Annotated in this window: 23 protein-coding genes and 1 pseudogene; 16 read left to right on the top strand and 8 right to left on the bottom strand. The window is 66.3% G+C overall.

Translation table 11 applies throughout. The features are described from left to right. The first annotated feature begins 1 nt into the window (after position 1). Complete coding sequence (locus V8U06_RS27195; RefSeq protein ID WP_427143349.1) at positions 2-706, top strand: cytochrome c3 family protein; 705 nt, start codon at positions 2-4, stop codon at positions 704-706. A 75-nt stretch (positions 707-781) separates the two neighbouring features. On the opposite strand, the gene V8U06_RS27190 is transcribed toward V8U06_RS27195, so the two are convergent. Further along, on the bottom strand, positions 782-1,756 hold the full coding sequence (locus V8U06_RS27190) for a sugar-binding transcriptional regulator (protein ID WP_427143330.1): 975 nt from the start codon (positions 1,754-1,756) through the stop codon (positions 782-784). Between the two features lie 129 nt (positions 1,757-1,885). On the opposite strand from V8U06_RS27190, the gene V8U06_RS27185 reads away from it, so the two are divergent. From V8U06_RS27185 to V8U06_RS27140, 10 genes are all read left to right on the top strand, one after another. Then, positions 1,886-2,833, top strand: coding sequence for a sugar ABC transporter substrate-binding protein (locus tag V8U06_RS27185; protein WP_226923308.1), 948 nt, complete (start codon positions 1,886-1,888; stop codon positions 2,831-2,833). A gap of 68 nt (positions 2,834-2,901) precedes the next feature. Continuing rightward, positions 2,902-4,416: a sugar ABC transporter ATP-binding protein gene (locus V8U06_RS27180; protein WP_427143329.1), complete on the top strand. Its 1,515-nt coding sequence runs from the start codon at positions 2,902-2,904 to the stop codon at positions 4,414-4,416. Next, a complete protein-coding gene (locus V8U06_RS27175) occupies positions 4,413-5,402 on the top strand; it encodes an ABC transporter permease (protein WP_427143328.1) in 990 nt (329 codons plus the stop codon). The genes V8U06_RS27180 and V8U06_RS27175 overlap by 4 nt, the downstream gene beginning before the upstream one ends. A gap of 45 nt (positions 5,403-5,447) precedes the next feature. Continuing rightward, the gene (locus V8U06_RS27170) at positions 5,448-6,476 is read left to right on the top strand and encodes a thiamine pyrophosphate-dependent dehydrogenase E1 component subunit alpha (protein ID WP_427143327.1); all 1,029 of its coding nucleotides are present in this window, start codon (positions 5,448-5,450) and stop codon (positions 6,474-6,476) included. Continuing rightward, complete coding sequence (locus V8U06_RS27165; protein ID WP_226923300.1) at positions 6,473-7,450, top strand: alpha-ketoacid dehydrogenase subunit beta; 978 nt, start codon at positions 6,473-6,475, stop codon at positions 7,448-7,450. Before V8U06_RS27170 ends, V8U06_RS27165 begins: the two co-directional genes overlap by 4 nt. Beyond that, entirely contained in the window at positions 7,447-9,009 is a 1,563-nt protein-coding gene (locus V8U06_RS27160; protein ID WP_427143326.1) for an acetoin dehydrogenase dihydrolipoyllysine-residue acetyltransferase subunit, read from the top strand. The genes V8U06_RS27165 and V8U06_RS27160 overlap by 4 nt, the downstream gene beginning before the upstream one ends. A gap of 9 nt (positions 9,010-9,018) precedes the next feature. Further along, positions 9,019-9,354, top strand: coding sequence for a carboxymuconolactone decarboxylase family protein (locus V8U06_RS27155; protein WP_427143325.1), 336 nt, complete (start codon positions 9,019-9,021; stop codon positions 9,352-9,354). Positions 9,355-9,385: 31 nt separating this feature from the next. Next, a complete protein-coding gene (locus V8U06_RS27150; RefSeq protein ID WP_427143324.1) occupies positions 9,386-10,894 on the top strand; it encodes an FGGY-family carbohydrate kinase in 1,509 nt (502 codons plus the stop codon). Continuing rightward, positions 10,891-11,661: an SDR family NAD(P)-dependent oxidoreductase gene (locus tag V8U06_RS27145; RefSeq protein ID WP_427143323.1), complete on the top strand. Its 771-nt coding sequence runs from the start codon at positions 10,891-10,893 to the stop codon at positions 11,659-11,661. Before V8U06_RS27150 ends, V8U06_RS27145 begins: the two co-directional genes overlap by 4 nt. A 15-nt stretch (positions 11,662-11,676) precedes the next feature. Then, the gene (locus V8U06_RS27140) at positions 11,677-12,432 is read left to right on the top strand and encodes an SDR family NAD(P)-dependent oxidoreductase (RefSeq protein WP_427143322.1); all 756 of its coding nucleotides are present in this window, start codon (positions 11,677-11,679) and stop codon (positions 12,430-12,432) included. A gap of 52 nt (positions 12,433-12,484) precedes the next feature. Here the strand turns inward: V8U06_RS27140 and V8U06_RS27135 are convergent, their stop codons facing one another. The 7 genes from V8U06_RS27135 to V8U06_RS27105 all read right to left on the bottom strand — a co-directional run bounded on the left by V8U06_RS27135 (position 12,485) and on the right by V8U06_RS27105 (position 20,300). Further along, complete coding sequence (locus V8U06_RS27135; RefSeq protein WP_427143321.1) at positions 12,485-14,161, bottom strand: ABC transporter ATP-binding protein; 1,677 nt, start codon at positions 14,159-14,161, stop codon at positions 12,485-12,487. Beyond that, positions 14,158-15,102 carry an acetamidase/formamidase family protein gene (locus tag V8U06_RS27130; protein ID WP_427143320.1) on the bottom strand — a complete coding sequence of 315 codons (945 nt, stop codon included), beginning with the start codon at positions 15,100-15,102 and terminating at the stop codon, positions 14,158-14,160. Before V8U06_RS27130 ends, V8U06_RS27135 begins: the two co-directional genes overlap by 4 nt. Before the next feature lie 74 nt (positions 15,103-15,176). Next, on the bottom strand, positions 15,177-16,793 hold the full coding sequence (locus V8U06_RS27125) for an ABC transporter substrate-binding protein (RefSeq protein WP_427143319.1): 1,617 nt from the start codon (positions 16,791-16,793) through the stop codon (positions 15,177-15,179). A 21-nt stretch (positions 16,794-16,814) separates the two neighbouring features. Continuing rightward, complete coding sequence (locus V8U06_RS27120) at positions 16,815-17,735, bottom strand: ABC transporter permease (RefSeq protein ID WP_226923283.1); 921 nt, start codon at positions 17,733-17,735, stop codon at positions 16,815-16,817. Next, on the bottom strand, positions 17,735-18,583 hold the full coding sequence (locus tag V8U06_RS27115) for an ABC transporter permease (RefSeq protein ID WP_226923281.1): 849 nt from the start codon (positions 18,581-18,583) through the stop codon (positions 17,735-17,737). Before V8U06_RS27115 ends, V8U06_RS27120 begins: the two co-directional genes overlap by 1 nt. Next, complete coding sequence (locus V8U06_RS27110; RefSeq protein WP_427143318.1) at positions 18,583-19,167, bottom strand: ANTAR domain-containing response regulator; 585 nt, start codon at positions 19,165-19,167, stop codon at positions 18,583-18,585. Before V8U06_RS27110 ends, V8U06_RS27115 begins: the two co-directional genes overlap by 1 nt. Next, complete coding sequence (locus V8U06_RS27105; RefSeq protein WP_427143348.1) at positions 19,164-20,300, bottom strand: transporter substrate-binding protein; 1,137 nt, start codon at positions 20,298-20,300, stop codon at positions 19,164-19,166. Before V8U06_RS27105 ends, V8U06_RS27110 begins: the two co-directional genes overlap by 4 nt. A gap of 337 nt (positions 20,301-20,637) precedes the next feature. On the opposite strand from V8U06_RS27105, the gene V8U06_RS27100 reads away from it, so the two are divergent. The 5 genes and pseudogenes from V8U06_RS27100 to V8U06_RS27080 all read left to right on the top strand — a co-directional run. After that, the gene (locus V8U06_RS27100; RefSeq protein WP_427143317.1) at positions 20,638-21,495 is read left to right on the top strand and encodes a LysR family transcriptional regulator; all 858 of its coding nucleotides are present in this window, start codon (positions 20,638-20,640) and stop codon (positions 21,493-21,495) included. Between the two features lie 233 nt (positions 21,496-21,728). Next, entirely contained in the window at positions 21,729-22,526 is a 798-nt protein-coding gene (locus V8U06_RS27095; RefSeq protein WP_427143316.1) for a transporter substrate-binding domain-containing protein, read from the top strand. Between the two features lie 38 nt (positions 22,527-22,564). Next, positions 22,565-23,233, top strand: a complete 669-nt coding sequence (locus tag V8U06_RS27090) for an amino acid ABC transporter permease (RefSeq protein ID WP_226923259.1) — start codon at positions 22,565-22,567, stop codon at positions 23,231-23,233. Further along, positions 23,230-23,877, top strand: coding sequence for an amino acid ABC transporter permease (locus tag V8U06_RS27085; RefSeq protein WP_427143315.1), 648 nt, complete (start codon positions 23,230-23,232; stop codon positions 23,875-23,877). The genes V8U06_RS27090 and V8U06_RS27085 overlap by 4 nt, the downstream gene beginning before the upstream one ends. 39 nt (positions 23,878-23,916) lie before the next feature. Further along, positions 23,917-24,015, top strand: a pseudogene (locus V8U06_RS27080) (amino acid ABC transporter ATP-binding protein); the annotation flags it as partial.

The raw sequence follows: 24,015 nt of genomic DNA, 5'->3' as shown, positions 1-24,015 counted from the left end.
GATGGCGCGCATCAAGTCCCTCATCGCCTGGGTCTGGACCGTGCTGACGACGCCGGCGGCCACCCTCAGCCTCGCCTTCCTGACGCTCGGCGGCTTCGTCGGCGGCGTGATGTTCTGGGGTGCCTTCAACACCGCGCTGGAGCTGACCAACACGGAAAAGTTCTGCACCTCCTGTCACGAGATGCGCGACAACGTCTATCAGGAGCTGACGAACACGGTGCATTTCACCAATCGCTCCGGTGTGCGCGCCTCCTGTCCGGATTGCCACGTGCCGCACCAGTGGACCGACAAGATCGCCCGCAAGATGCAGGCTTCCAAGGAGGTCTGGGGCAAGATCTTCGGCACGATCAACACGCGCGAGAAGTTTCTCGACAAACGGCTGGAACTGGCCAAACACGAATGGGCGCGCCTGAAAGCCAATGACAGCCTGGAATGCCGCAACTGCCATTCCGCCGTCGCCATGGACTTCACCAAGCAGACCCAGCGCGCCGCCGACATCCACTCGAAATACCTTCTCACCGGCAAGGCGACCTGTATCGACTGCCATAAGGGCATCGCCCATGAGCTGCCGAACATGGAGGGCGTGGAGCCTGGCTGGAAGATGCCGAAAAATCTCGAAGGCCAGGAACTGCCCGCCGCCTCGAACGATGCGATCGGCGATCTGCAGCGCGCCGTCGCCAGCGCCCATGGCGTGACGACGTTCTAGGACACGTGTCCCCGGCGTTTACAGGAGCGTCGCCCCGGCGAAGCCGGCCGTTTGCGCGGTACGCCAGCGCGGCCTCTACCCGAGCGCCGAAACCGCCTCCGCCGCATCGCCGTCGATGATCAGGCCGTTGACGATACCGCTGCGCAGCAGGGCCTTGGCAGCTTCCGCCTTTTCCTGGCCTGCGATCAGCAGGATCACCGGCAGCGTCTTCAACTGATCGAAGCCGAGCGCGATGGTGCGCTGGTTGAGGTCGTGATCCACCTGCCGGCCGTCCCGGTCGAAGAAGATGCCGTTCGTATCGCCGACCGCGCCGGCGGCGCGCAGGCTTTCCAGCTCCGCCTTGCTGATCATGCCCTGGCTGCGCAGCAGGGATTCCTCCGTCAGTTCGCCCGCGCTGATGATGCAGACCGACGCCGTTTCGGCAATCTCCATCGCTTTCACGACGGAGCGCTGGGACAGGAGGACGCGCTTGTCCTCGACCGAGTCGGCGATGAAGGGAACCGGGAGGAAGAAGCCCTGCGCGCCGGTGCGACGGGCGAGGTTATGCACCACCTCGAAGGGATTGTAGGCGTTGTTGGCGGTCAGCGACCCCATGACCGAGATGAAACGGGCATGCGGCGCGCGCACGCCGGCAAGATGCAGCGTCATCTGCTCGATCGTTCGCCCCCAGCCGGTTCCGATCGTGATCGTTTCGTTCTCGGCCAGAAGCGTCTTCAGATGGTTGGCCGCAGCGACGCCGACGGCGCGGAAGGCGATCTGCTTGCGGATATCGCTGTCGGCGGGCGAGGCGTCGTGGAAACCGAAGGCCGGCGTGGAGATGCAGAAATCCAGCCCGAACCGGCGGCTGAGCATGTCCTCTATGGGCAGCACGCCAACGCGCTGATGATCGATCGAGATGCTGACGAGGCCGCTTTCCCGCGCCTCCGACAGCATCTTGTTGACCCGCGCGCGGGTCAGGCCGAGCCGGTTGGCCGTCATCTCCTGGTTGAGGCCTCCGACATAGTAGTACCAGGCCGCGCGGATCATCAGTTCGTCGTCTTCAAGGGGCATGATTCTTCCTTTCGAGTACAAATGTAATTTTGTTTGACATTTGTCTCGGTGCGTATTCTACTCTTCCCATTCGCTTTGAACGCGAATGAGGGAACGGGTCAATCATCGATCCGTATTGGAGGAAATCACATGTCTGGAATGTGGAGGAAAGCGGCGCTCGCCGCCGCTGCAGGATTTCTGTTGTCTGCCGTCAGCGCCAGCGCGATGAACCTGGCCTGGGTGCATGCCAATGCCGCCGCCCAGTCGGAGCAGCGCGTCAAGGCCGGCTTCGACGCGTGGCTGAAGGAAACGGGCAAGGACTGGAACGTCAGCCTGCTCGACAGCGGCGGTTCGGGCGAGCGCACGGCCTCGAACCTTCAGGATGCGGCCTCGCGCGGCGTCGACGCCATCATCATCACCATGGCGGACCTGCGCGCCTCGCGCGCGGCGCTCGATGCGGCGATCAAGGCGAATATCCCGGTCATCACGGTCGACAGCGGCTACATTCCGGGCGTGCTCGTCGACATCACCACCAACAACTGGGCCATGTCGTCGGACGTTTCGCCCTATCTGCTGAACGAGCTGGGCGGCAAGGGCAACATCATCTTCCTGCGCATGGCCGAACACCACGGCACCCGCAAGCGCGGCGACGTCATGGAGACGATCCTCAAGGAATATCCGGACGTGAAGGTGCTGGCCGAGCACAATATCGACTACACCGCCTTCTTCGAGGACACGACCTCGACCATGCAGGACTATGCGTCCCGCTTCGGCGAAGAGATCAATGCCGTCTGGGCGCCGTGGGACGAACCGGCACAGGCCGCCATCAATGTGCTCCAGGGCGCGGGCCTCAAGAACGTCAAGGTCATCGGCATCGACGGCCATCCGAATGCCGTCGCCGAGGTCTGCAAGCCGGACAGCCTGATGATCGCCACTGTCAGCCAGCCCTTCGAGAAGATGGGCGCGCAGGCGGGCGAATGGATCGAGGCAATCGTCGAAAAGAAGGAAGACCCGGCCAAGGTCATCCCCTCGAAGACCGTCTACATGGACGCCCCGCTCGTCACCAAGCAGAACTGCGCGGACTTCCTCCCCAAGTGACCGCCAGGCCGGCCCGCTTTCGCGGTGGGCCGGCACCCTTTTCACGAACAGGTTTCCTGGAGAGACGGATGTCCGTCAGCCTATCCGACATCGTGATGCAATATCCCGGCACGCGCGCGCTCGACGGGGTCAGCGTCGATTTCCGCTTCGACGAGGTGCATGGCCTCATCGGCGAGAACGGCGCCGGCAAGACGACGCTGGTCAGCATTCTCGGCGGCTCGAAGCAGCCGACCGCCGGCCGGATTGCGGTCGACGGAACCGAGGTGACGCTGGCCAGCGCGGGCGATGCCCTGCGCAAGGGCATCGCGCATGTCTCGCAGGAAGGCAGCCTCGTGCCGGCCCTCAGCGCCGCACAGAACATTCTTCTCGGTGACGAGCCGCGCCTGGCGCTCGGCATCATCGACAGGCGCGCGCTGAAGCGCCGCGCCGCGGCGCTCATGGCGCAATGGTTTCCGGACGTTTCCATCGATCTCGACGCGCCGGTGGAAAGCCTGCCGATGGCCGACCAGAAGGTCATCGAGATCGTACGGGCGCTCCGCAGCGATATCCGCCTGCTGATCCTCGACGAGCCGACGGCGACCCTGCCGTCGCGCGAGAAGGAAAACCTCTGGGGGATCATCCGGTCGCTTCCGGCGCGCGGCATCGGTATCGTGCTCATCAGCCATTTCCTCTCCGAGGTGAAGGCGCTCAGCGACCGCATCACGGTGCTGCGCGATGGCCGCCATATCGCGACCCGGCCGGCCGGCGAGACGACGGAGGCGCAGCTTGTCGACTACATGCTGCAGCGCTCCGGCAAACCCGCCGCAATGGAGGCCGAAGCCGCTCGCGAACGTCAGCCGGGCGAAACGGTCTTCGCGGCGGAGGGCTGGCGCGCCGGCAATGTCCATGTCGATCGCTTCGCCATCCGGGCGGGCGAGATCGTCGGGATGATCGGTCTGACCGGTGCCGGGCATTTCGGCTTCGCCCGCTCGATCTATACCGGCGAGGGCGTCGTCACCGGCAAGGCCCTGTTCAGGGGAGCGCCGCTCGGGCGCATTGACGCGCGCCGGATGCAGAAGCAGGGCGTCGCCTTCATTCCCGACCAGCGAATGGAAAACTCCCTCGTCGCCGACTGGGAGGTGCGGGAAAACCTCGCCATGGTCCATCCCGCGCATGCCGCCGTCGGTGGCCTCGGCGTCCTGTCGCCCGCAAGGGAAAGGCGCGAGGCCGCGTCGGTCATGGCGCTGCTCAATGTCAAGGCGCATTCCAGCGCCCAGATGGTCAAGGACCTCAGCGGCGGCAACAAGCAGAAGGTCTCCATCGGCAAGTGGCTCTATGGCGCGGACGCCCGCTACAGCCTGATGATCTTCGTCGAGCCGACTGAAGGCGTCGATATCGGCGCCAAGCGCGAAATCCATACGCAGATCCGGCGGCTGGCGGCGCAGGGCGCGGCGATCATCGTCACCTCTTCGGATCTCATGGAAATCGCCGAGGTCGCCGACCGCGTCATCCCCTTCGTCAACGGCCGCGCCGGCGGCGAGATCGCCCGGCCCGACTTTTCCGAAAACCGTTTCATTTCCGCCATGGCAGGAGTGCTCCCGTGAACGCTGCATCCCCCACCGCCGAAGCCAGGGACGCTTCGTCCAGCCGCATCCGTAAGGACTGGCTGCTTCGCTACAGCACGCTCCTCGTGCTGGTCCTGCTTTTCATCGGCTTCGCGCTGACCGTCGACCGCTTCCTGACGGCCACCAACCTTCTCAACATCGTGCAGCAGATTTCCATGCTGACGATCGTCGGGGCCGGACTGACCTTCGGTTTCGCGGCGCGCGAGATGGATCTTTCGGTCGGCTACATGGTCGGCCTGTCGGGCATTCTCGTGCCGCTGATGCTGGTCTCCGGCGTTCCGCTGCCGGCCGCCCTGCTGGCCGGTGTCGGCGCGGGCCTGCTGGTGGGGGCGATCAACGCCGCGCTGGTGACACTTGTCGGCGTGCCCTCGCTGATCGCGACGCTGGCGACCGGCTCCATCCTCTATGGCATCAACTTCCTGACGACCGGCGGGCGGGCGATCTATGGCGGCCTTCCGGAGACCTACCTCTGGTTCGGCCAGGGCCAGCTCCTCGGTGTGCCGGTCCTTGCCTATGCCATGGTTCTCTTCGTGGCGCTGGCATGGTTCGTCATGGAGCGCACGATCTTCGGCCGCTACATCTACGCCGTCGGCGGCAACCTGAAGGCGGCCGAGCTGTCGGGCGTCAACGGGCGCTTCTACCGCGCCGCCGGGCTCATCGTGTGCAGTCTCTTTGCCGCCGTCGCCGGTGCGCTGCTCGCCGCCCGCCTCGGCTCCGGCCAGCCGAATGCGGGGGAACGCTATCTGCTCGACGGCCTCGCCACCGTGTTCATTGGCATGACGATGTTCCGTCCGGGCACGGCGACGGTCGCCGGCACCTTCTTCGGCGCCCTCTTCATCGGGGTCATCAACAATGGCCTCAACCTCATCGGCATGGACACGTACATCCAGAGCATCGTCAAGGGCCTGATCATCCTCGTGGCGGTGGCCATCGTGTCGCGCACGACGAAGCTCAAGCTGCTCTGATCACGCCGGTTCAATCTCAACATTGCAAGCAACAGGGAGGGACGCGTGGGCGCTCCTGTCAATTCCAACCTTCTCGATCTCTACAGGACCATGCGGCGCATCCGCACCTTTGAGGAACGGGTCGGCGAACTCTTCATCCGCGGCCAGTCGGCCGGCTCCATGCTGCATCTGTCGATCGGCGAGGAATCCAGCGCCGCCGGCGTCTGCGCCGCCATGAAGCCGCAGGACACGTTCACGACGCATCACCGCGGCCATGGCATCTTCCTCGCCCGCGGCGCCGATCCCAGGCAGATGATGGCCGAGATCGGCGGCAAGGAAACCGGTTACTGCAAGGGCAAGGGCGGTTCGATGCATATCGCCGACATGGCGCTCGGCCATCTCGGCGCCAATGCCATCGTCGGCGGCGGCATTCCGGCCGTCGTCGGGGCCGGCCTGTCGAGCAAGTATCTGAAGCAGGACTCGGTCTCCGTCGCCTTCTTCGGCGACGGCGCCATGCAGCAGGGCATCCTCTACGAGAGCATGAACATGGCGGCGCTCTGGGACCTGCCGGTGCTCTTCGTCTGCGTCAACAACCAGTACGGCATGGGCACGCGCATCGACCAGGCGACCCGCAGCAGCCGTTTCGACGAGCGCGCGAAGGCCTTCGGCCTCAACGGCGCCGTGGTGAACGGTCTCGACGTCGAGGAGGTGGAAACCGCGGCCCGCTGGCTGGTGGACGACGCCCGCGCCGGCAAGCCCGGCTTCCTGTCCGTCGAGGTCTACCGTTTCTTCGGCCATGCCCGCATGGACAAGAGCCCCTATCGCAGCGAGGCGGAGGAAATCGAGGGCCGCAAGAAGGACCCGGTCCTCTTCGCCCGCGAGAAGCTGGTCGCGAGCGGCCTGGAAACGGCCGTCGCGCTCGACGCGATGGACAAGGAGATCGCGGCCGAAATGGACGCGACGATCGACTTCGCCGTCGAATCCAGGGCGCCGGCGCTCTCCTCCATGTTCCGCGACGTCTACGCCGTCGGGGAGCCCGAGCCGGAGCCGGTCGGCGTCCGGATCGACCGTGTACTTGCCAGGGATGACGCATGATGACCTCCACCACCTACCGAGACGCACTCCGCAAGGCGCTGGACGATGCGATGCATGAAGACGAGACGATCGTGGTGATCGGCGAGGAGGTCGGTCGCTACGGCGGCGCCTACGGCGTCACGAAGGATCTCATCAAGACGCACGGGCCGCAGCGCCTGATCGACACGCCGATCTCCGAACCGGCGATCATCGGCGCCGCCGTCGGCGCGGCGATGACGGGCCTGCGCCCCGTCGCCGAGCTGATGTATGTCGACTTCCTCGGCATGACGATGGACCAGCTCGCCAACCAGGCCGCCAAGATCCGCTACATGTTCGGCGGGCAGATCGGCGTGCCGATGGTGCTGCGTACGCAGGGCGGCACGGGCCGCTCGGCCGGCGCGCAGCATTCCCAGAGCCTCGAGGCCTGGGTCATGCACACGCCGGGCCTGCGCCTCGCCATGCCGGCGACGGCGGCGGATGCCTATCACCTGCTGCGCCAGAGCCTGACGAAGCCCGATCCGGTCGTCTTCATCGAGCACAAGGCGCTCTATACCCGCAAGGAAGAGGTCGATTTCGATGCCGAACCCCTGCCGTGGGGTAAGGCTGCCGTGCGCCGTCACGGCAAGGACCTCGTGATCGTCACCTATTCCCGGCAGGTCTTCCATGCGCTGGACGCCGCCGAGGCGCTTGCCCGCAAGGGGATCGAGGCGACCGTCATCGACCTTCGCACGCTCAATCCGCTGGATTTCGATACGGTGCGGGAACATGTCGAGCGGGTCGGAAAGGCGCTGGTCGTATCCGAAGGCGTGATGACGGCCGGCGTTGCGGCGGAGCTTGCCGCGCGCATTTCGGAAGAATGCTTCGATTTCCTGGAACAGCCCGTCGTGCGCATGGCCGGGGAAGACATCCCGATTTCTGTTTCGCAGGACCTTGAATCCGGCAGCGTGCCGTCCGCCCGCTCCATCGCCGATGCCGCGGAAAGAATGCTGTCATGACGGAACGCATCCTGAAGATGCCCCGCCTCGGCGAGACGATGGACGAGGGCAAGGTCGTCGGCTGGCTGATTTCGCCGGGCGACAGCTTCAAGCGCGGCGATCCGATCCTCGAAATCGAGACGGACAAGACGATCGCCGAGTTCCCGGCGCTCGGCGACGGCCGTCTCGGCGACATTCTGGTGTCGATCGGCGATATGGTGGAGGTCGGCAAGCCGCTGGCGCGCATCGACATCGGCGACGGCCCGGACTGGACGGCGGAAGAGGGCGAGGCGGCGGACCCCGTGCCGGATGGCACGGACACGGCGCCCGGCTGGAGCGAGACCGATCTCGCCATGCCGCGTCTCGGCGAGACGATGGAAGAAGGGCGCATCGCCAAGTGGCTGAAGGCGCCCGGAGAGCGCTTTGCCCGCGGCGAGGCGATCATCGAAATCGAGACGGACAAGACGATTGCCGAGTTTCCCGCGCTGCATGATGGCCGGATGGTCGCCATCCTGCGCGGCGAGGGCGAGATGGTGACGGTCGGGGAACCTGTCGCGCGCATCGAGGCTCCGGCCGATCAGGTCGCGCCGGTCGCAGAACGCCCGGCCCCGGCGGCCCAGCCGGAAACGGCCGCACCCGCCGCCCCTGTTCCCATGGCAGCGCGCAGGGAAGGGCGCGTGCGGGCGACGCCGCTGGCGCGCCGGCTCGCCCGGCGTCATGGGCTGGATATCGCGGCCATCGCCGGGACCGGCCGGCGCGGCCGCATCGAGAAGGGTGACGTCCTTGCCGCCGCCGGCAGCGGCCCGCGGCCATCGGACGTGCGCTTTGCCGCGCTTCGCCGCGGGCGCATGGCCTATTCGGACAGCGGCGCGGCTTCCGGCCGGCCGGTCCTGCTGCTGCATGGTTTCTCGGGCGATCGCACGACCTGGGCGGCCGTCGCGGCCGGCCTCAAACGCGCCGGCCGGCGCGTCATCGCCCCCGATCTGCCGGGCCATGGCCTGACGGAGATCGAGGTGCGGGATGCATCGGATCTCGCGCAGGATCTGCCGGAGTTCCTCGACACGCTCGGCCTTGCCGACGTCGACGTCGTCGCCCATTCCCTCGGGGCGGTGGCGGCGCTCGGCCTTGCGGGCGCGGCGGCCGGGCGGGTCCGCTCGCTCTCCCTTATCGCGCCGGCCGGCCTCGGGTCGCAGATTGACGTCGATTTCGTGCGCGGCATGGCGCAGGCGAACGCGCCGGGCGAGGTCGCCCATCTCCTGCGGCGCCTCACCGTCAACGGTGTGGACCTGTCGGAAGCGGCCCTGGCCGCCCTTGCGAAGGATTTCGCGCGGGGCCGCCTTGTGGCGCTTGCCGGGGCCGTCACGGGCGCATCCGGCCAGAAGATCGACGGCCTTGCTGCGATCAGCAGGCTGTCCGGCACGGTGCCCGTCCGCGTCCTCTTCGGTCTCGAAGACCGGATCATCCCCTGGCAACACGTTCTGGCGCTGCCGCCCACGGTCGCGATCCATCTTCTGGCGCGCTCCGGCCACATGCCGCAGTGGGACCAGAGCAAGGACGTGCTCGAAATCCTGACCGCCTGAGGAGGCACCATGCCCGATACGATGGAAAGACTGAAGGATGCGCAAAGGCGCATCGGCACGCTGGCCAAGGCGAGCCCCGAACTTTTCGGCGGCTTTGCCCGCGTCAGCAAGGTGGCGGCCAGCGCCGGCACCTTCAGCGCCGCGCAGAAGGAACTGATGGCCGTGGCGATTGCGGTTGCCAAGGGGTGCGAGGATTGCATTCTCTATCATGTCGACGCGGCCCTGAAGCACGGCGCAAAGGAAGCCGAACTGATCGAGGCGCTGGAGGTGGCGATCGAGATGGGCGGCGGTCCGGCCGTCATGTACGGCGCGAAAGCCTTGGAGATCATGCGTTCTCTTCAATAGTACCGAGGAGACGCCTGCCGGGAGGAGAAACATGGCCTATTTCCTGACTGCCGACGGTGGCACCGAAAGCCTCCGCGCGCGCGTTTACGATCTGTCCGGCACCTGCCTTGGCAGCGCCGCCGTGGCGTATGAGACGAAGTTTTCCGCGGGAGCGCGCGCGGAGCAGGACCCTGAGGACTGGTGGCGGGCTTTCGTCGCCGCGGCCCGGCAGGCGATCGAGACGGCGCGGGTCGATCCCGCCGCCATTGAGGCGATCACGCTCGCGACCACGAGCTGCACGGTCGTCGCGCTGGATCGCGAGGGCAAAGCGCTGCGGCCCGCCATCATCTGGATGGACGTACGCGCCAGCGCGGAGGCCGAAGCGGTTCTGGCGACCGGGGACGGGGCGTTGATCTCCAATGGCGGGGGACGTGGACCGGTCTCGGCGGAATGGATGATCCCGAAGGCACTCTGGATCGCCCGCAACGAGCCGGAGGTCTTCGAAAAGGCCCACACGATCTGCGAATATCAGGACTTCATGACCTTGCGGCTGACGGGCGAGCGCGCCGCCAGCCTGAACAATGTCACGCTGCGCTGGCACTATCAGACCGACCGCGGCGGCTGGCCCGCCACGCTGGTGCAGGCGCTGGGCCTTGGCGCGCTGCTCGAAAAATGGCCGCACCGCATCGTGCCGCCGGGGGGCGTGATCGCGAACCTTTCGGGCAAGGCGGCGGATGAACTCGGTCTTTCGACCCGGGTGAAGGTCGTACAGGGCGGGGCGGACGCGCTGATCGGCATGATCGGCCTCGGCGTCGCGCATCCGGGCCAGCTTGCCCTCATCACCGGCTCCTCGCATCTGCAGTTCGGCGTGACGGAATCGGCGGTTCACGCGCCGGGCATCTGGGGCACCTATCGGGACTGCGTCTATCCCGACCGCTACATCGTCGAGGGCGGCCAGACCTCCACGGGCTCGATCATCGCCTGGCTCGGCCGCCTGATGAACGGCACGATGGATCTCGACGACCTGAACCGGAAGGCGGCGGCGCTGGAGCCGGGTTGCGAGGGGCTTCTGGTGCAGGATCATTTCCAGGGCAACCGCACGCCCTATACCGATCCGCTTTCGCGGGGCGCCATCGTCGGGCTTACGCTCGCCCATGAGCCGCATCACATCTTCCGGGCGATCATGGAGGGCATCGGCTTCGGCACGCGCGCCATTCTCGACTCCATGGCCGCCGCCGGCTATCGCGGCACGGAAATCACCGTGGGCGGCGGGGCCGGGGCCTCGGATCTCTGGCTGCAGATCCATGCCGATACCGCGGGCCTTCCGGTTTGCGTGCCCGCCTCGCGCGATGCGCCCTCCGTCGGCTCGGCCGTCCTTGCCGCCCATGGCGCGGGCCATTTCGCGAGCATCGACGACGGTATCGCGGCGATGGTCCGGCCGGGCAAGCGCATTGAGCCGCGCGCCAGGGAAATGGCGCTCTATGACGATATCTACCGGCAATATCTGGCGCTCTATCCAGCGCTGAAGTCCGTGCGCGGGCAGGACGGCAGGGGCGCATGAGCGACGCGGATTTCCGGCTCGACGGCAGGCGGGCCGTCGTGACAGGGGCGGCGCGCGGCATCGGCCGGGCGATTGCCGAGCGCCTGGCGCGTGCCGGCGCCGAGGTCCTCGTAGCCGACCGGGATGAGGCGGAAGGCGTGGCGACAGCGCAGGCCATCGTCAGCGCGGGCGGGAAGGCGGCCTTCATTGCACTCGACGTCACCGACCCCGAAGGGGTGGCGCAGGTCGTGGAGACGATCTACCGGGAGCACGGCGCGGTCGACGTTCTCGTCAACAATGCCGGCATCGTGCGCAATGCGCCGGCGACCGAGATGAGCCTCGACGACTGGAAGTCGGTCATCGACATCGATCTTGGTGGCGTCTTCCTCTGCGCACAGGCCTTTGGCCGGCGCATGGTCGCGGCCGGGCGGGGGACGATGGTCAATATCTCCTCGATGTGCGGCGAGATCGTTGTCTACCCGCAGCCCCAGGCCTCCTACAATGCGGCCAAGGCGGGCGTGAACCTTCTCACCAAGTCGCTCGCCGTCGAATGGGCGAAAAGCGGCGTGCGCGTCAACGCGGTCGCGCCCGGCTATGTCGGCACGGAACTGACCTTGCGTGGCCGCAGCAACCCCGAATGGTTCGACACCTGGATGCGGATGACGCCCATGGGGCGTCTCGGCGATCCGGGCGAGATCGCCAATGCCGTCCTTTTCCTGGCTGCCGATGCATCGAGCTACATCACCGGAACGGTGCTGGCGATCGATGGCGGCTACACTGCCCTGTAACCACGGAGACCCCTCATGACTGCTTCCAACCGTACAGCCCTCGTCACGGGCGCCAGCCGCGGCATCGGTGCGGCCATCGCCGTCGGCCTTGCACGACGCGGCTACGACGTCGCCTTGAACGACATCGCGCGCCAGAAGGATACCCTTTCCGGCGTCGCCGCCGAGATCGAGGCGCTCGGCCGCCGCGCCGTGACGGTTCTTGCCGATGTCAGCGACAGGGCGGCCGTCGAGACCATGGCGAAGACCGCCATCGAGGCCTTCGGCCACATCGATGTCGTCGTCAACAATGCCGGCATCCTGATCGCCGGCGATGTGGACGGGCTGAAGGAGGAATACTGGGACAGCGTCATGAACGTGAATGCCAAGGGCACCTTCCTCGTCATCCAGTCGCTGCTGCCAATGATGAAGGCACGCCGATATGGCCGCATCGTCAACATCGCGTCGATCGGCGGCAAGCACGGAGCACCGTCGCAGGCGCATTACTCGGCCTCGAAGGCGGCGGTGATGGGTTTCACGCGCGTTCTGGCGCAGGAGGTGGGCGTCGACGGGATCACCGCGAACTGCGTCTGCCCCGGCATCATCCTGACCGACATGGGCCGCGTCAATCTCGACGATCCTGAGATCCGCAAGAGCTGGCAGGACAAGACCGCGATGCGCCGCATCGGCGATCCGGAGGACGTTGTCGGCGCCGTCGCCTTCTTCGCCTCTGATGATGCCGCTTTCGTCACCGGCCAGACCTTGAACGTGGACGGCGGCATCGTCTTCAGTTGACGCCATATAGGGGGCCGCCGGGCCGGCACCGACCACCGGCGGCGGCGAAGCCTCAGGCCACCCTTGCCTGCCTGTAGACCGTCGGGTCGGGGATCGGGATGGCGGCCATCAGGTTGCGGGTATAGTCGTCCGCCGGGTTCTCGAACACCTGGCGGCGCGTGCCTATCTCGACGATGCGCCCGCCGCGCATGACGGCGACGTGGTGGGACATCTTCTCGATCACGGCCATGTCGTGCGAGATGAAGAGATAGGCAAGGCCCATCTGCTCCTGCAGTTCCAGCATCAGGTCGAGCACGCGGGCGCGCACGGAGACGTCGAGGGCGGCGACGCTTTCGTCGGCGACGATCAGCTTCGGCTCCAAAGCGAGCGCGCGGGCGATGCAGATGCGCTGGCGCTGGCCGCCGGAGAATTCGTGCGGATAGCGGCTGCGGGCATCCGTGGGCATGCCGACGCGGGCCAGCAGCGCCGCCACGCGGTCCTGCCGCTCGGACGCGTTGCCGACGCCATGGATGACCAGCGGCTCGGCGATGGCCGCGCCGACCGTCATGCGCGGGTCGAGCGAGGCATAGGGATCCTGGAAGATCATCTGGGCGACGCGGCGCACGGGGCGCATCGCGGCCGGCTTCAGGCCCGCCGTTTCCTGCCCGTCGATCTTAACGCTGCCTGCGAAGGCAATAAGGTTCAGCACCGCCTTGCCGGTGGTCGATTTGCCCGAGCCGCTTTCACCGACAAGGCCGAGCGTTTCGGCGGCCTTGATGGCGAAGGAAATGTCGCTCACCGTCGCCGGCGCGGCGGGGGCGCGGTTGAACCAGCCGGTGCGCGCGCCATAGGTGACGCTGAGATCCCTTACCACCAGAACCGGCTTATCCGCGGCGGGTGGCGCGGCCCCGGTCAGGCGCGGCGGGCCATCCGTGCCGGCATGGGCGCCGAGGCGGGGTACGGCGGCGAGGAGCTGGCGCGTATAGGGTTCGCTCGGACGGGCGAAGATATCGAGCGCGTCGCCCTGTTCCACCACCTTGCCCTGCTGCATGATCGCCACGCGATCCGCCATTTCCGCGACCACGCCCATGTCGTGGGTGATCATCAGGATGGAGGTGGAGAACTCACGCCGGAGTTCACGCATCAGCTTCAGGATCTGCGCCTGCACGGTCACGTCGAGGGCGGTGGTCGGCTCGTCGGCGATCAGCACCTTGGGCCGGCAGGAGAGTGCCATGGCGATCATCACGCGCTGGCGCATGCCGCCGGAAAGCTCGTGCGGATATTGTTTCAGCCGGCGCGCGGCCTCGCTCATATGCACGGCATCGAGCATGGAGCGGGCGATGGCCTCCGCGCCTTCGGGAATATCCTCGCGGTGCTCGCGGATCGCCTCCACCATCTGGTCGCCGATGGTCATGACGGGGTTCAGCGAGGTCATCGGTTCCTGGAAGATCATGGCGATATCGCCGCCGCGGATCTTCCGGAGCGCCCGGTGCGGGATGCCGAGGATGTTGCGGTCTTCCAGCCGGATTTCGCCCGAGGAGACCTTGAGCGAGGCCTTGGGCAGCAGCCCCATGATGGCGAGGGAGGTGACGGACTTGCCGGACCCCGATTCCCCCGCGAGGCAAAGCGTCTCGCCTGCGGCAAGATCGAAGCTCACCCCGTCGAGGATGCGCTTCAGCCCTTCGGGCGTGCGCGCATCGACGGAGAGGTTGCGGACGGACAGAACCGGGGCGGCATTGCTGGCGGTCACGCGAAGACGATCCTCGGGAAGTAGAAGGAGACGACCCAGTTCGGCATGTCGACGATCTCGCTGATCCGGAGATCGCCGCAGACGGAGCAGAGCATGTAGGCATCGACGGGGCTGTAGCCGTGTTCGGCGACGAGAAGGTCGATCATGCGCATCAGCGCCTCGCGTGCGCCGGTCATCAGGTCCGGGCCGATGCCGGTCGTCACTTCATAGCCGGCGCCATCGAGATGGCGCGTCACCGGCTCGGTCGTGGTGAAGCGGGGCGTCTGCAGACTGGCGCCCTTCACGAGGTCGAGCGTGAGTTCGACATTCATCTGGCTTTCGATCGCCGTGCCGCAGACCTCGCCGTCGCCCTGCGCGGCATGGGTATCGCCGACGGAGAACAGCGCGCCCTCCACCTCGACGGGCAGGTAGAGCGTGACGCCGGCCGTGAGGTCGCGGATATCCATGTTTCCGCCGACGCGGCGTGGCGGCACGACGGAATGAAGACCGGGTTCGGCCGGCGCGACGCCGATCGTCCCGGTAAAGGGCTTCAGCGGCACGCGGCCGCCGGGGCCGAAGGCGGACGGCGCCATCGACTGCGTATCGTAGGACCAGATGTGCAGCGCCGGATCCTTGAACTGGTCGGCAAGCAGGCCGAAGCCGGGAATGTTGGCCGTCCAGCCATGGCCGGACGGATGGAATTTGCGGATCGTCACCTTCAGCGCGTCGCCGGGCTCCGCGCCTTCCACATAGACCGGGCCGGAGACCGGGTTCACCTTGCCGAAGTCGAGCGCCGCGAGCGTTTCCAGTGTCGCATCCCTGCCGAGCTGGCCACCGGAGGAATCGAGGCATTCGAAAAGAATGGTCTCGCCGGGCCGGGCTGTCAGAGCCGGCGGAAAATCGCGGTTCCAGCCGAAATTATGCTGCGCGCGGTGAATGGTGTGGGTGCAGGCGACGCACATGGAAAGGCTCCCGGTCGTGTGTTTTCAAAGGCTCCCCCCGCGGAGGCGGGGAGAGCGATATCAAGGGCTTGGGCTTAGGGCTTCACGAAGATCGCGTCGTAATTGATGACGCGCGTCGGATCGATGTAGATGTTGTCCGGTCCGCCCATGCGCAGGGACTTGGCCACGACGCGGCGCTCGTTGATGACGGGCACCCAGGGCGCATCCGCCATGACGTCGGTGAAGATCTTGCCCCAGGCCGCCTGGCGTTCCGCGGCCTTGGCCGGATCGGACATGGCGTCGGCCTCGCCGGCGCGCTTGTCGATCGCCTCGTTGCAGTACCACGGCCAGTTCCAGCCGCCGGAAACGGCGCCGGAGCAGCCGAGGATCGGGCCGTAGAAGTTCGATGGATCCGGGAAGTCGGCGATCCAGCCCATGCCGCCGGACCAGATCATCGGTGCTTCGCCTTCCGTGCCGCCGGCGGCGATCACGTTGCCCTGCGCCAGTGCGCGGACCTCGGCCTTGATGCCGATGGCGGCGAGATCCTGCTGGATCGCCTGGGCGATGCGCGGCTGCGGATCGGTGTTGGTGGAGTAGAGCACCGTCTCGAAGCCGTCGGGATGGCCGGCCTCGGCCAGCAGCGCCTTGGCCTTCTCCACGTCATAGGCATAGCCCGTGAAGGCCTTGTCGTAACCCGGCATCAGCGGCGGCAGGATCTGGTTTGCTGCGGTGGCGCGGCCGTTCAGGATGCGCGTGATGCGCTCCTTGTTGATCGCCATGTTGACGGCCTGGCGCACCTTCACGTCGTCGAAGGGCTTCACCTTGGTGTTGAGCGTGATGTAGCCGGTGTGCAGCTGTTCGCCGTCGACGATCATCGCCGCGCCCTCGGGCGAGTTCTTGATCTCCAGGAACTTTGCCGGCGGAATGCCGTCGCCGGCGATGTCGACCTCGCCCTTCTGCAGGCGCAGCAGCGCCACGAGCGGTTCCTGGCCGACCTCGACCGTCACCTTGTCGACATGCGGCACGTCCTTCACGAAGTAGTCGGGGTTGCGTTCGAAGACGAGCTTCTGGCCGATCGTCCAGTCCTTCAGGACGAGCGAACCCGACCCGACCGGCTTCTTGCCGAAATCGCCGGCCGCGGCCTCCACGGCCTCCTTCGGCACGACGGAGGCGAAGTTGATCGCCATGACATGCAGGAAGGTCGCGTCGGGACGCGAGAGGTGGAAGACGACCGTCTGCTCGTCCGGCGTCTCGATGCCCGAGAGCAGTTCGGACTTGCCGCCCGTCAGGTCGTCGAAGCCCTTGATGGCGCCGAAGAAGCCGGCGCCGGGGCCCTGCGTCTTCGGGTTGACGGCGCGCTCGATGGAATATTTCACGTCGGCGGCGACGATCTCGCGGCCATTGGTGAACTTCACGCCCTTGCGCAGCTTGAACGTATAGGTGAGCCCGTCGGGCGCGACCTCGAAGCTTTCGGCAAGCGAGGGCACGAGCGTGGCGGTGCCCGGCTCGTAATCCATCAGGCGCGAGAACAGGCTCTTGATCATCGACCAGTTCACCCAGTCATAGCCGATATGCGGGTCGAGCGTGGTGATGTCGTCCTTGTAGGTGACGACGATCTCGCCGCCCTGGGCCGGCGTTCCGGCATGGGCCAGCAGCGGAGAAAGGGCGAGCACGGCCGCCGTCGTCGTCGTCAAAATCCAGCGATTGAACATTTTTAAGTTCCCCTTTTGGTTTCAATGCGTGCGGATGCGTGGATCGATCATGGGTGCGATGAGGTCGGCGACGAGATTGCCGACGATGATGGCGAAGGCGGAGGTGAGCGTGACGCCCATGATGATGGGAATGTCGACCTGCTGGATCGCCTGCCAGGCAAGCTGGCCGATGCCGGGCCAGCCGTAGACGGCCTCGACGACGACGACCCCGCCCATGAACTGGCCGATATCGATGCCGATCATCGCGACGATGGGCAGGATGGCGTTGGGAAGCGCATGGCGCAGCACCACCCGCCGGCCCGAAAGCCCCTTGGCGCGGGCGGTGCGGATGAAATCCTGATTCAGCACGTCGATCATCGCTGAACGCGCCATGCGCGCATACCAGCCGGCGCCGAGAATGCCGAGCGTCATGGCGGGCAGCACGACGTGGGCGGCCGTCCCGTAGCCGCTCATCGGGAACCAGCCGAGCGTCGCGGCAAAGACATAGAGCAGGAGCAGCGCCACGACGAATTGCGGGGCGGAGACGCCGACGAAGGCGGAGGTCATGACGATGCGGTCGATGGCGCCGCCGCGGTTCAGCGCCGCGACGATGCCGAAGGTGAGACCGAGCAGCACTTCGACGAAGATGCCGGCCGCCATCAGCGTCAGCGTCGCCGGCAGGCGGGCGGCGATGAGGGTCGCGACCTCGGTCTTCTGCGCATAGGAGCGGCCGAGGTCGCCCTGGAGGAGATTGCCGAGATAGGTGAGGAACTGGGTGAACAGCGGCTGGTCGAGGCCGAGTTCGCGGCGGATGTTTTCCACCGTCTGGGCCGTCGCGCTGCGGCCGGCGAGCATGCGCGCGGGATCGGCCGGCAGGGCATAGAGCAGCACGAAGGTGATGGCCGCGACGCCAAGCAGGATGAGGCACGACTGGACGAGGCGCTTTGCGAGAAGTCTTGCCATCAGCCGCGGCCCCGCTGCGTCGGGTCGAGGATGTCGCGCAGCGCATCGCCCACCAGGTTGAAGGCGAGCGCCGTCAGGAGAATGACCGCGCCGGGGAAGAAGACGAGCCAGGGGGCGGCCTGGAAATAGCTCTGGCTCTCGAAGATGATGTTGCCCCAGGAGGGTTCCGGCGGCTGCACGCCGATGCCGAGGAAGGAGAGCGTGGCTTCCAGCAGCACGGTCGTGGCGATGCCGAGCGTGCCCCAGACGATGGCGGTGGGCACGAGATGCGGCAGCACGTGCAGCAGCACGATGCGGGCATTGCCGGCGCCGAGCGCCCGTTCCGCCATGATGAAGTCGCGCTCCACCAGTCCGCGGGTCTCCGTATAGACGATGCGGGCCACCTGCACCCAGTTGACCAGTGCGATCACCATGGCGACGATCCACAGGCTGGGCTTGAGGATGGCGGCAAGAACGATGGCGAGCAGCAGCGCCGGAAAGGCCATCATCAGGTCGGTGAAGCGCATCAGGAGGCCGCCGACCCAGCCGCGCATGTAACCCGCGGTGACCCCGACGAAGAGGCCGATGGCGACCGCGATGCCGTTGGCGACGAGGCCGATGATCAGCGAGGTGCGCGCGCCGTAGAGCAGGCGCGAAAGCAGGTCGCGGCCGAGCGTGTCCGTGCCGAGCACGAACTGCTCGCCGGGCGGCATGGGCGCGCCCTCCAGCGTCAGGCCGTCGAACATCTGGTTGTCGGGCGCATAGGGCGCCAGCCACGGCGCGGCGATGGCCGCGACGACGACGGCAAGAACGATGACGAGACCGAAAACCGCGGCGGGCTGGCGGCACAATTCCTTCAGCACCCGCATCAACCGACCTCGCGCAGGGTTTCGGAACCGCCGAGGAAGAAGGCGGCAAGCTGTTCGATGGGCATGCGGCGGCGCATGGCGCAGTCACGCAGGATCGCATAGGCGCGTTCCTCGTCGACATGCCGCTCGCCGGCAAGGCGCGTGACGGCGGCAAAGACGAGCGGCCGCAGCTTCAGCCGCTCTTCGAGATGGGCGATACGGCGACGCGCTTCCACCCGTTCCGCATGGATCGAGACGGCGAGCACCAGCGCGGGATAGACGGCGGAGGCGGCGACCGGCTTCGGGATGATCGCGCCGGCGCCGTGGCGCAGCGCAAAGGAGATGCGGCCCGGCGCTTCCGAACCGAGCAGCGCGACGACCGGGCAGGCCGGCGCCGCGTCGGAAAAGGGCAGGAGTTCGTCCCAACCCCGGTCGGCATCGATCAGCACGAGATCGGGCAGGTCGGTGGCGGCAAGCGGCGTCCACTGAAGGGAAACCGAAATGCCGAGCAGGCCGAGCTGGCGGCGCAGGCGATCGGTGCTGCCGTCCTCTTCGCTGAGGACGACCGCGCGCCAGCCGGTGAAGTTCGGGGTCCTCGTCGTCATGATACGACCCTCAGACGCGGTGCCGGCCGGGTTGCGGCGCCGGTCAGATAGGGGTCGGCGGCCAGCGCAGGCGCAGAGGCGATAACGTCGAAGCCGCAGCGGTCGTTGATGCGACCGAGCAGGAAGGGAAGCGCGGCATGGTTGGTTGCCGCATCCACCCGCATGGCGCCGAAGAGCGATGGCCAGTCACGCGCCAGAACCTCGCCGCGCACGCGCTCCGGCGCGTCCGAACCGGCCGCCTCGATCGAGGCGATGCAGAGGCTGACCGCGGTATAGGCGCTGGCGAAGAGGCTGGAGACGATGCGCTCGCCGCCGCTCCACGCCGCAAGCCGCGCCTTGAAGGCGTGGTTGTCCGGCGTGTCGAGCGTGTCGAAATAGGAGGCGGCGCAGAGCTGGCCGAGGGCAGCACCCTCGCCGATATCGCCGAGTTCGCATTCCTGCAGGTCGCAGCTGGCGACCGGGCAGTTTTCCGGCAGGAAGGCCGGGTCGCTTTCGCCGAGTTTACGCATTGCGGCAAGGAAGGCGTAGCTCGACGGCCCCACGAGATTGTTCAGCACGAAGCTCGGCCGCTTTTCCGCGATGTCGGCGACGATGCGCTCGACGGCGGTCTCCTCCAGCGGCAGGTAACGCTCGCCGAGCACCGTGCCGCCGGCATTGTGGATGAGTTCGCGCGCCAGCCGGTTCATCTCCCAGCCCCAGACATAGTTGGCGCCGACGAGATAGGGCCGCGCGCCGTGGCGGGGCAGAAGGTAGTCGAAGAGCGGAATCAGATGCTGGTTCGGGCAGCCGCCGATATAGATGACGTTCTCGTTCGCCTCGAAACCTTCATAGGGGCACATGTACCACAGCAGCCCGTCATGTTTCTCGACGAGCGGAATGACCTCCTTGCGCGCCGAAGAGGTGATGGTGCCGATGATGTGCCGGCAGCCATGGTCGCGGATGAGGCTGCGCGCGCCCTCCAGATAGGCTGCAAGATCCGCGCGCGGATCGAAGAAGACCGGCTCGATCTGCAGGCCGCCGCGGGCGCGATAGTCGTGAAAGGCGAATTCGGCCCCCGCACGCGCATCCCGCCCCATCGCCCCATAGGGGCCGGAGGTCGAATAGAGGATGCCGATCTTCACGCTTTCCTGCATCAGCCACCAATACGAAAAGCCCACAGCGGAAAGCCCCGGAGACCGGGCCGCTGTGGGCGCTATTGCCCTTCGACAAACAAAGTCATGTGAGAACGCCGGGCGAAGTCGGCCCGGGATTTGAAAGCGATTGAAATACGGACGCTCCACCTTTGTCAAGCATCCCGCATGCGGCCGGGAAGCGGGACGGGAGATGGCGAGGGACGGGCGCTCGACGCGTGGCGGCCATGGTCGGATTTCTCTCCATTCGCGGCTGCGTATTTGCTAGGGTGGTGCGATCTTCGAGTTGCTGCGCAAAGGCGCAGTGTCGCCCAACTGCGATCGATCCTGACGAGTTTGAATGCTTGATGTCGACTCCTATCTGCTGAGAGCCTTCCTCGCCGTCGCCGAGATCGGGACGGTCAGCGGGGCCGCGGCGTCGCTCAACCGGACGCAGGCGGCCGTCAGCATGCAGCTTCGCAAGCTGGAGGACCTCGTCGGCGTCCGGCTGTTCTCGCGCTCGCAGAAGGGGCTTTCACTGACCGCCCAGGGGCAGATCATGCTGCCCTATGCCCGCGAGATCGTTCGGCTCGGCGACGAAGCCGGCAAGAGGCTGAGCGGAAAGATCATCCGGGACCGCATCCGCCTCGGCGTGGTGGAAGATTTCGCGGCCGGGCACCTCATCCAGATCCTGCGCAATTTCCGCGACCAGAACCCCGACATCGAGATCGACATCATCATCGAACCCAACCGCCGGCTTGCCGCGCTTTTCGATGACGGCGTGCTCGATCTGGCGGTGTGCGACGTCACCTGTCTGCCGCGAAAACCGGCTCTGGTCTGGACCGAATACATGATGTGGACGGTCCGGTCCGATTTCGTCGTCGATGCGGAAAAGCCGCTGCCCATCATCATGTTCGAGGAAGGGTGTCCCTGGACGATCCCGGTGACGGGCGCCCTGTCGCAACAGGGCATCAAGTGGAAGACGGCCTGCGTCGCCTCCACGCTCGTCGCCGTGGCGACGGCGGTGCGTGTCGGCATCGGCATCGCGCCGATGATCGCCAATACGCAGCCGGAAGGGTGCCGGACGCTGGACAAGTCCTCGGACCTGCCCGGTCCGGTGCGCATCGAGATCGGCCTCTACAATCAGCCGGACATGGCGGAGGGCGCCCGCTATCTGGTTGACTTCATTGCGCGACATGCCGCGATGCTGCCCGCCTAGAGCATTTCCAGCCGAAGCGGGATCGCGCTGTCCCGGATGATCCGGGAGCGGACCGCGCCTGGGGCGCCCGCATCCGGCTATCACGTTTCCTTATATACGCCTCCGAATTTTCGGGCTTCCGCGCCTTGCATTCGCTGCCAATGATACGAGCCACAGAACGATGCCGGGGAGGGCGCGTTCCTGCGCCGACCGGGCCTGCGGGCACGGCGGGAGGGCTCAAAGGGAGGAAGATCATGAAAATCACACGCAAGCTGACATCCGTGCTCGCCATTGCGGTTGCCGCCGTCGGTGTCTTCGCCGGCGCTGCCTCGGCGGATGCGCTCGAGGACATCAAGAGCGGGGGAACGATCGATGTCGGTATCTTCTCCGACTTCCCGCCGTTTTCCTCCGCCAGCGCCGACATGAGCATCAAGGGCTACGATGTCGATGTCGCGCAGAAGATCGCCGATGCGCTCGGTGTGAAGCTCAACCTGGTGGGGATCACCGGCCAGAACCGCATCGCCTATCTCAACGACGACCGCGTCGATATCCTGATGAGCGTCGGCTACTCCAAGGAGCGGGCGGAAGCGATCGATTTTGCCGCGGCCTATGCGCCTTACTACATCGCCGTCATCGGCCCGGCCGACCTGAAGGTCGCCGGCAAGGAAGACCTCGCCGACAAGACGATCGCCGTCAACCGCGGCACGCTCGAGGATACCTCGCTGACCGAGGCGGCCCCTGCATCGGCCACGATCCAGCGCTTCGAGAACTACAATGCGGTGATCCAGGCCTTCATTTCCGGCCAGACCCAGCTGATGGTCGTCGGCAACGACGTCGGCGCGCAGGTGCTCGCCCGTCAGGACCAGTTGAAGCCCGAGCAGAAGTTCCAGCTTCTGACCTCGCCGTCGCACATTGCCGTGCGCAAGGGCGAAGAGGGGCTGAAAAACGCGGTCGACGAAGCCATCGCCAAGATGGTGAGCGACGGCACGCTCGATACGAGCTCCAAGGAATGGCTCAAGACGCCGCTCAATCCCGATAACCTGAAGGACTGACGCGACCTTTCGCACGTATCGGCTTTGAGGGGCGCGCCATGAAATACGCTCTGGATTTCACCTGGCTCTGGGGGAGCCTCGGGGCCCTGGCTTCGGGTGCGGCGATGACGCTGCTGCTCATTGCCTGCACCACGGTCTTCGGCCTGACGATCAGCATTCTCGGCGCCGCCGCGCGCCGGGGACGCTATCTCTGGCTGCGCAAGCTGGTGGGCGCCTATGTGGAAATCATCCGCAACACGCCCTTCCTCGTGCAGCTCTTCTTCATCTTCTTCGGGCTGCCGAGCATTGGCGTGCGACTGGATCCGATGGTCGCGGCGATCCTCGCCATGACCCTCAACATGGCCGCCTATACGATCGAAGTGGTCGGCGCGGGTCTCGATGCGGTGCCGAAGGGGCAGAGGGAGGCGGCGACGGCGCTCGGCATGCGGCCCCGGCTCGCCTTCCTCAAGGTCGTCCTGCCGCAGGCGCTGGCCATCATCTATCCCGCGCTGACCAGCCAGATCATCATCATGATGCTGGAATCGGCCGTCGTCTCGCAGATTTCGGTGCGGGAACTCGCCCAGGAGGCCGATCTGCTCCAGGCGCGCACGTTCCGCTCCTTCGAGACCTATCTGGTCGTGACCTTCATCTATCTCGCTTTGTCCGCCGCGGTTCGCCGTGGAATGATCCTGTTCGGACGGCGCGTGCTGGGAGCCGGCGTAAAATGATCGAGTTCACCTTCTGGGATATCCTGCGCAACCTGCTGTTCGCCACGCGCTGGACGGTGCTGCTGTCGGCGGCGGCTTTCGCCGGCGGGGCGGCCGTGGGGGTCGCGATCCTGTTCGCGCGCATTTCCAAGGCGTCCTGGGCGCGGCGGTTCGGCGCGGGCTATATCGCGCTCTTCCAGGGCACGCCGCTGCTCATGCAACTCTTCCTGATGTTCTTCGGCCTGCCGATGCTCGGCCTGCGCATCGAGCCGTGGACGGCGGCCGTCTGCGGGCTCACCTTCTATGCCAGCGCCTATCTTGCCGAAATCTGGCGCGCCGGGGTCGAAGCGCTGCCGCGCGGGCAATCGGAGGCCGCATCGAGCCTCGGCCTGCACCGGTTGCAGGAACTGCGCCTCGTCATCCTGCCGCAGGCCTTCCGCATCACGCGCGCGCCCGTCGTCGGCTTCCTGGTGCAGCTCATCAAGAGCACGGCGCTCGCCTCCATTCTCGGCTTCGAGGAGCTGCTGAAGACGGCGAACGCGATCAACAACGCCACCTTCGAGCCGTTCAAGGTCTATGGCCTTGTCGCGGTTATCTTTTTCCTGCTGTGCTATCCGCTGACGCAATATGCGCGGATGCTCGAGGGAAAGGCCGCCCTTCGCTGAGGGCGGGGCGGACGGACGGAACAGGGAGAGGAACAAACAATGGCTAACCAGGCCCAGGCGCAAAAGATGACGGTATCCGCGACGGATGTCGCCGTCGAGATCGTCAACATGAACAAGTGGTACGGCGAATTCCACGTG

Origin of the sequence: Shinella sp. G-2, assembly GCF_050172695.1 — a bacterium.
Taxonomy (GTDB): domain Bacteria; phylum Pseudomonadota; class Alphaproteobacteria; order Rhizobiales; family Rhizobiaceae; genus Shinella.
The sequence above is the reverse complement of the archived record's forward strand: the minus strand, read 5'-3'. Positions and strand labels throughout refer to the sequence as shown.

Excerpts from the sequence above, each read along its gene's own strand:
- V8U06_RS27145 (WP_427143323.1), top strand. The coding sequence starts at position 10,891 with ATGAGCGACGCGGATTTCCGGCTCGACGGCAGGCGGGCCGTCGTGACA.
- V8U06_RS27105 (WP_427143348.1), bottom strand. The coding sequence starts at position 20,300 with ATGCAGGAAAGCGTGAAGATCGGCATCCTCTATTCGACCTCCGGCCCC.
- V8U06_RS27115 (WP_226923281.1), bottom strand. The coding sequence starts at position 18,583 with ATGCGGGTGCTGAAGGAATTGTGCCGCCAGCCCGCCGCGGTTTTCGGT.
- V8U06_RS27155 (WP_427143325.1), top strand. The coding sequence starts at position 9,019 with ATGCCCGATACGATGGAAAGACTGAAGGATGCGCAAAGGCGCATCGGC.
- V8U06_RS27150 (WP_427143324.1), top strand. The coding sequence starts at position 9,386 with ATGGCCTATTTCCTGACTGCCGACGGTGGCACCGAAAGCCTCCGCGCG.
- V8U06_RS27095 (WP_427143316.1), top strand. The coding sequence starts at position 21,729 with ATGAAAATCACACGCAAGCTGACATCCGTGCTCGCCATTGCGGTTGCC.
- V8U06_RS27180 (WP_427143329.1), top strand. The coding sequence starts at position 2,902 with ATGTCCGTCAGCCTATCCGACATCGTGATGCAATATCCCGGCACGCGC.
- V8U06_RS27195 (WP_427143349.1), top strand. The coding sequence starts at position 2 with ATGGCGCGCATCAAGTCCCTCATCGCCTGGGTCTGGACCGTGCTGACG.
- V8U06_RS27090 (WP_226923259.1), top strand. The coding sequence starts at position 22,565 with ATGAAATACGCTCTGGATTTCACCTGGCTCTGGGGGAGCCTCGGGGCC.
- V8U06_RS27160 (WP_427143326.1), top strand. The coding sequence starts at position 7,447 with ATGACGGAACGCATCCTGAAGATGCCCCGCCTCGGCGAGACGATGGAC.
- V8U06_RS27165 (WP_226923300.1), top strand. The coding sequence starts at position 6,473 with ATGATGACCTCCACCACCTACCGAGACGCACTCCGCAAGGCGCTGGAC.
- V8U06_RS27190 (WP_427143330.1), bottom strand. The coding sequence starts at position 1,756 with ATGCCCCTTGAAGACGACGAACTGATGATCCGCGCGGCCTGGTACTAC.
- V8U06_RS27125 (WP_427143319.1), bottom strand. The coding sequence starts at position 16,793 with ATGTTCAATCGCTGGATTTTGACGACGACGACGGCGGCCGTGCTCGCC.
- V8U06_RS27140 (WP_427143322.1), top strand. The coding sequence starts at position 11,677 with ATGACTGCTTCCAACCGTACAGCCCTCGTCACGGGCGCCAGCCGCGGC.
- V8U06_RS27185 (WP_226923308.1), top strand. The coding sequence starts at position 1,886 with ATGTCTGGAATGTGGAGGAAAGCGGCGCTCGCCGCCGCTGCAGGATTT.
- V8U06_RS27110 (WP_427143318.1), bottom strand. The coding sequence starts at position 19,167 with ATGACGACGAGGACCCCGAACTTCACCGGCTGGCGCGCGGTCGTCCTC.
- V8U06_RS27130 (WP_427143320.1), bottom strand. The coding sequence starts at position 15,102 with ATGTGCGTCGCCTGCACCCACACCATTCACCGCGCGCAGCATAATTTC.
- V8U06_RS27100 (WP_427143317.1), top strand. The coding sequence starts at position 20,638 with ATGCTTGATGTCGACTCCTATCTGCTGAGAGCCTTCCTCGCCGTCGCC.
- V8U06_RS27120 (WP_226923283.1), bottom strand. The coding sequence starts at position 17,735 with ATGGCAAGACTTCTCGCAAAGCGCCTCGTCCAGTCGTGCCTCATCCTG.
- V8U06_RS27085 (WP_427143315.1), top strand. The coding sequence starts at position 23,230 with ATGATCGAGTTCACCTTCTGGGATATCCTGCGCAACCTGCTGTTCGCC.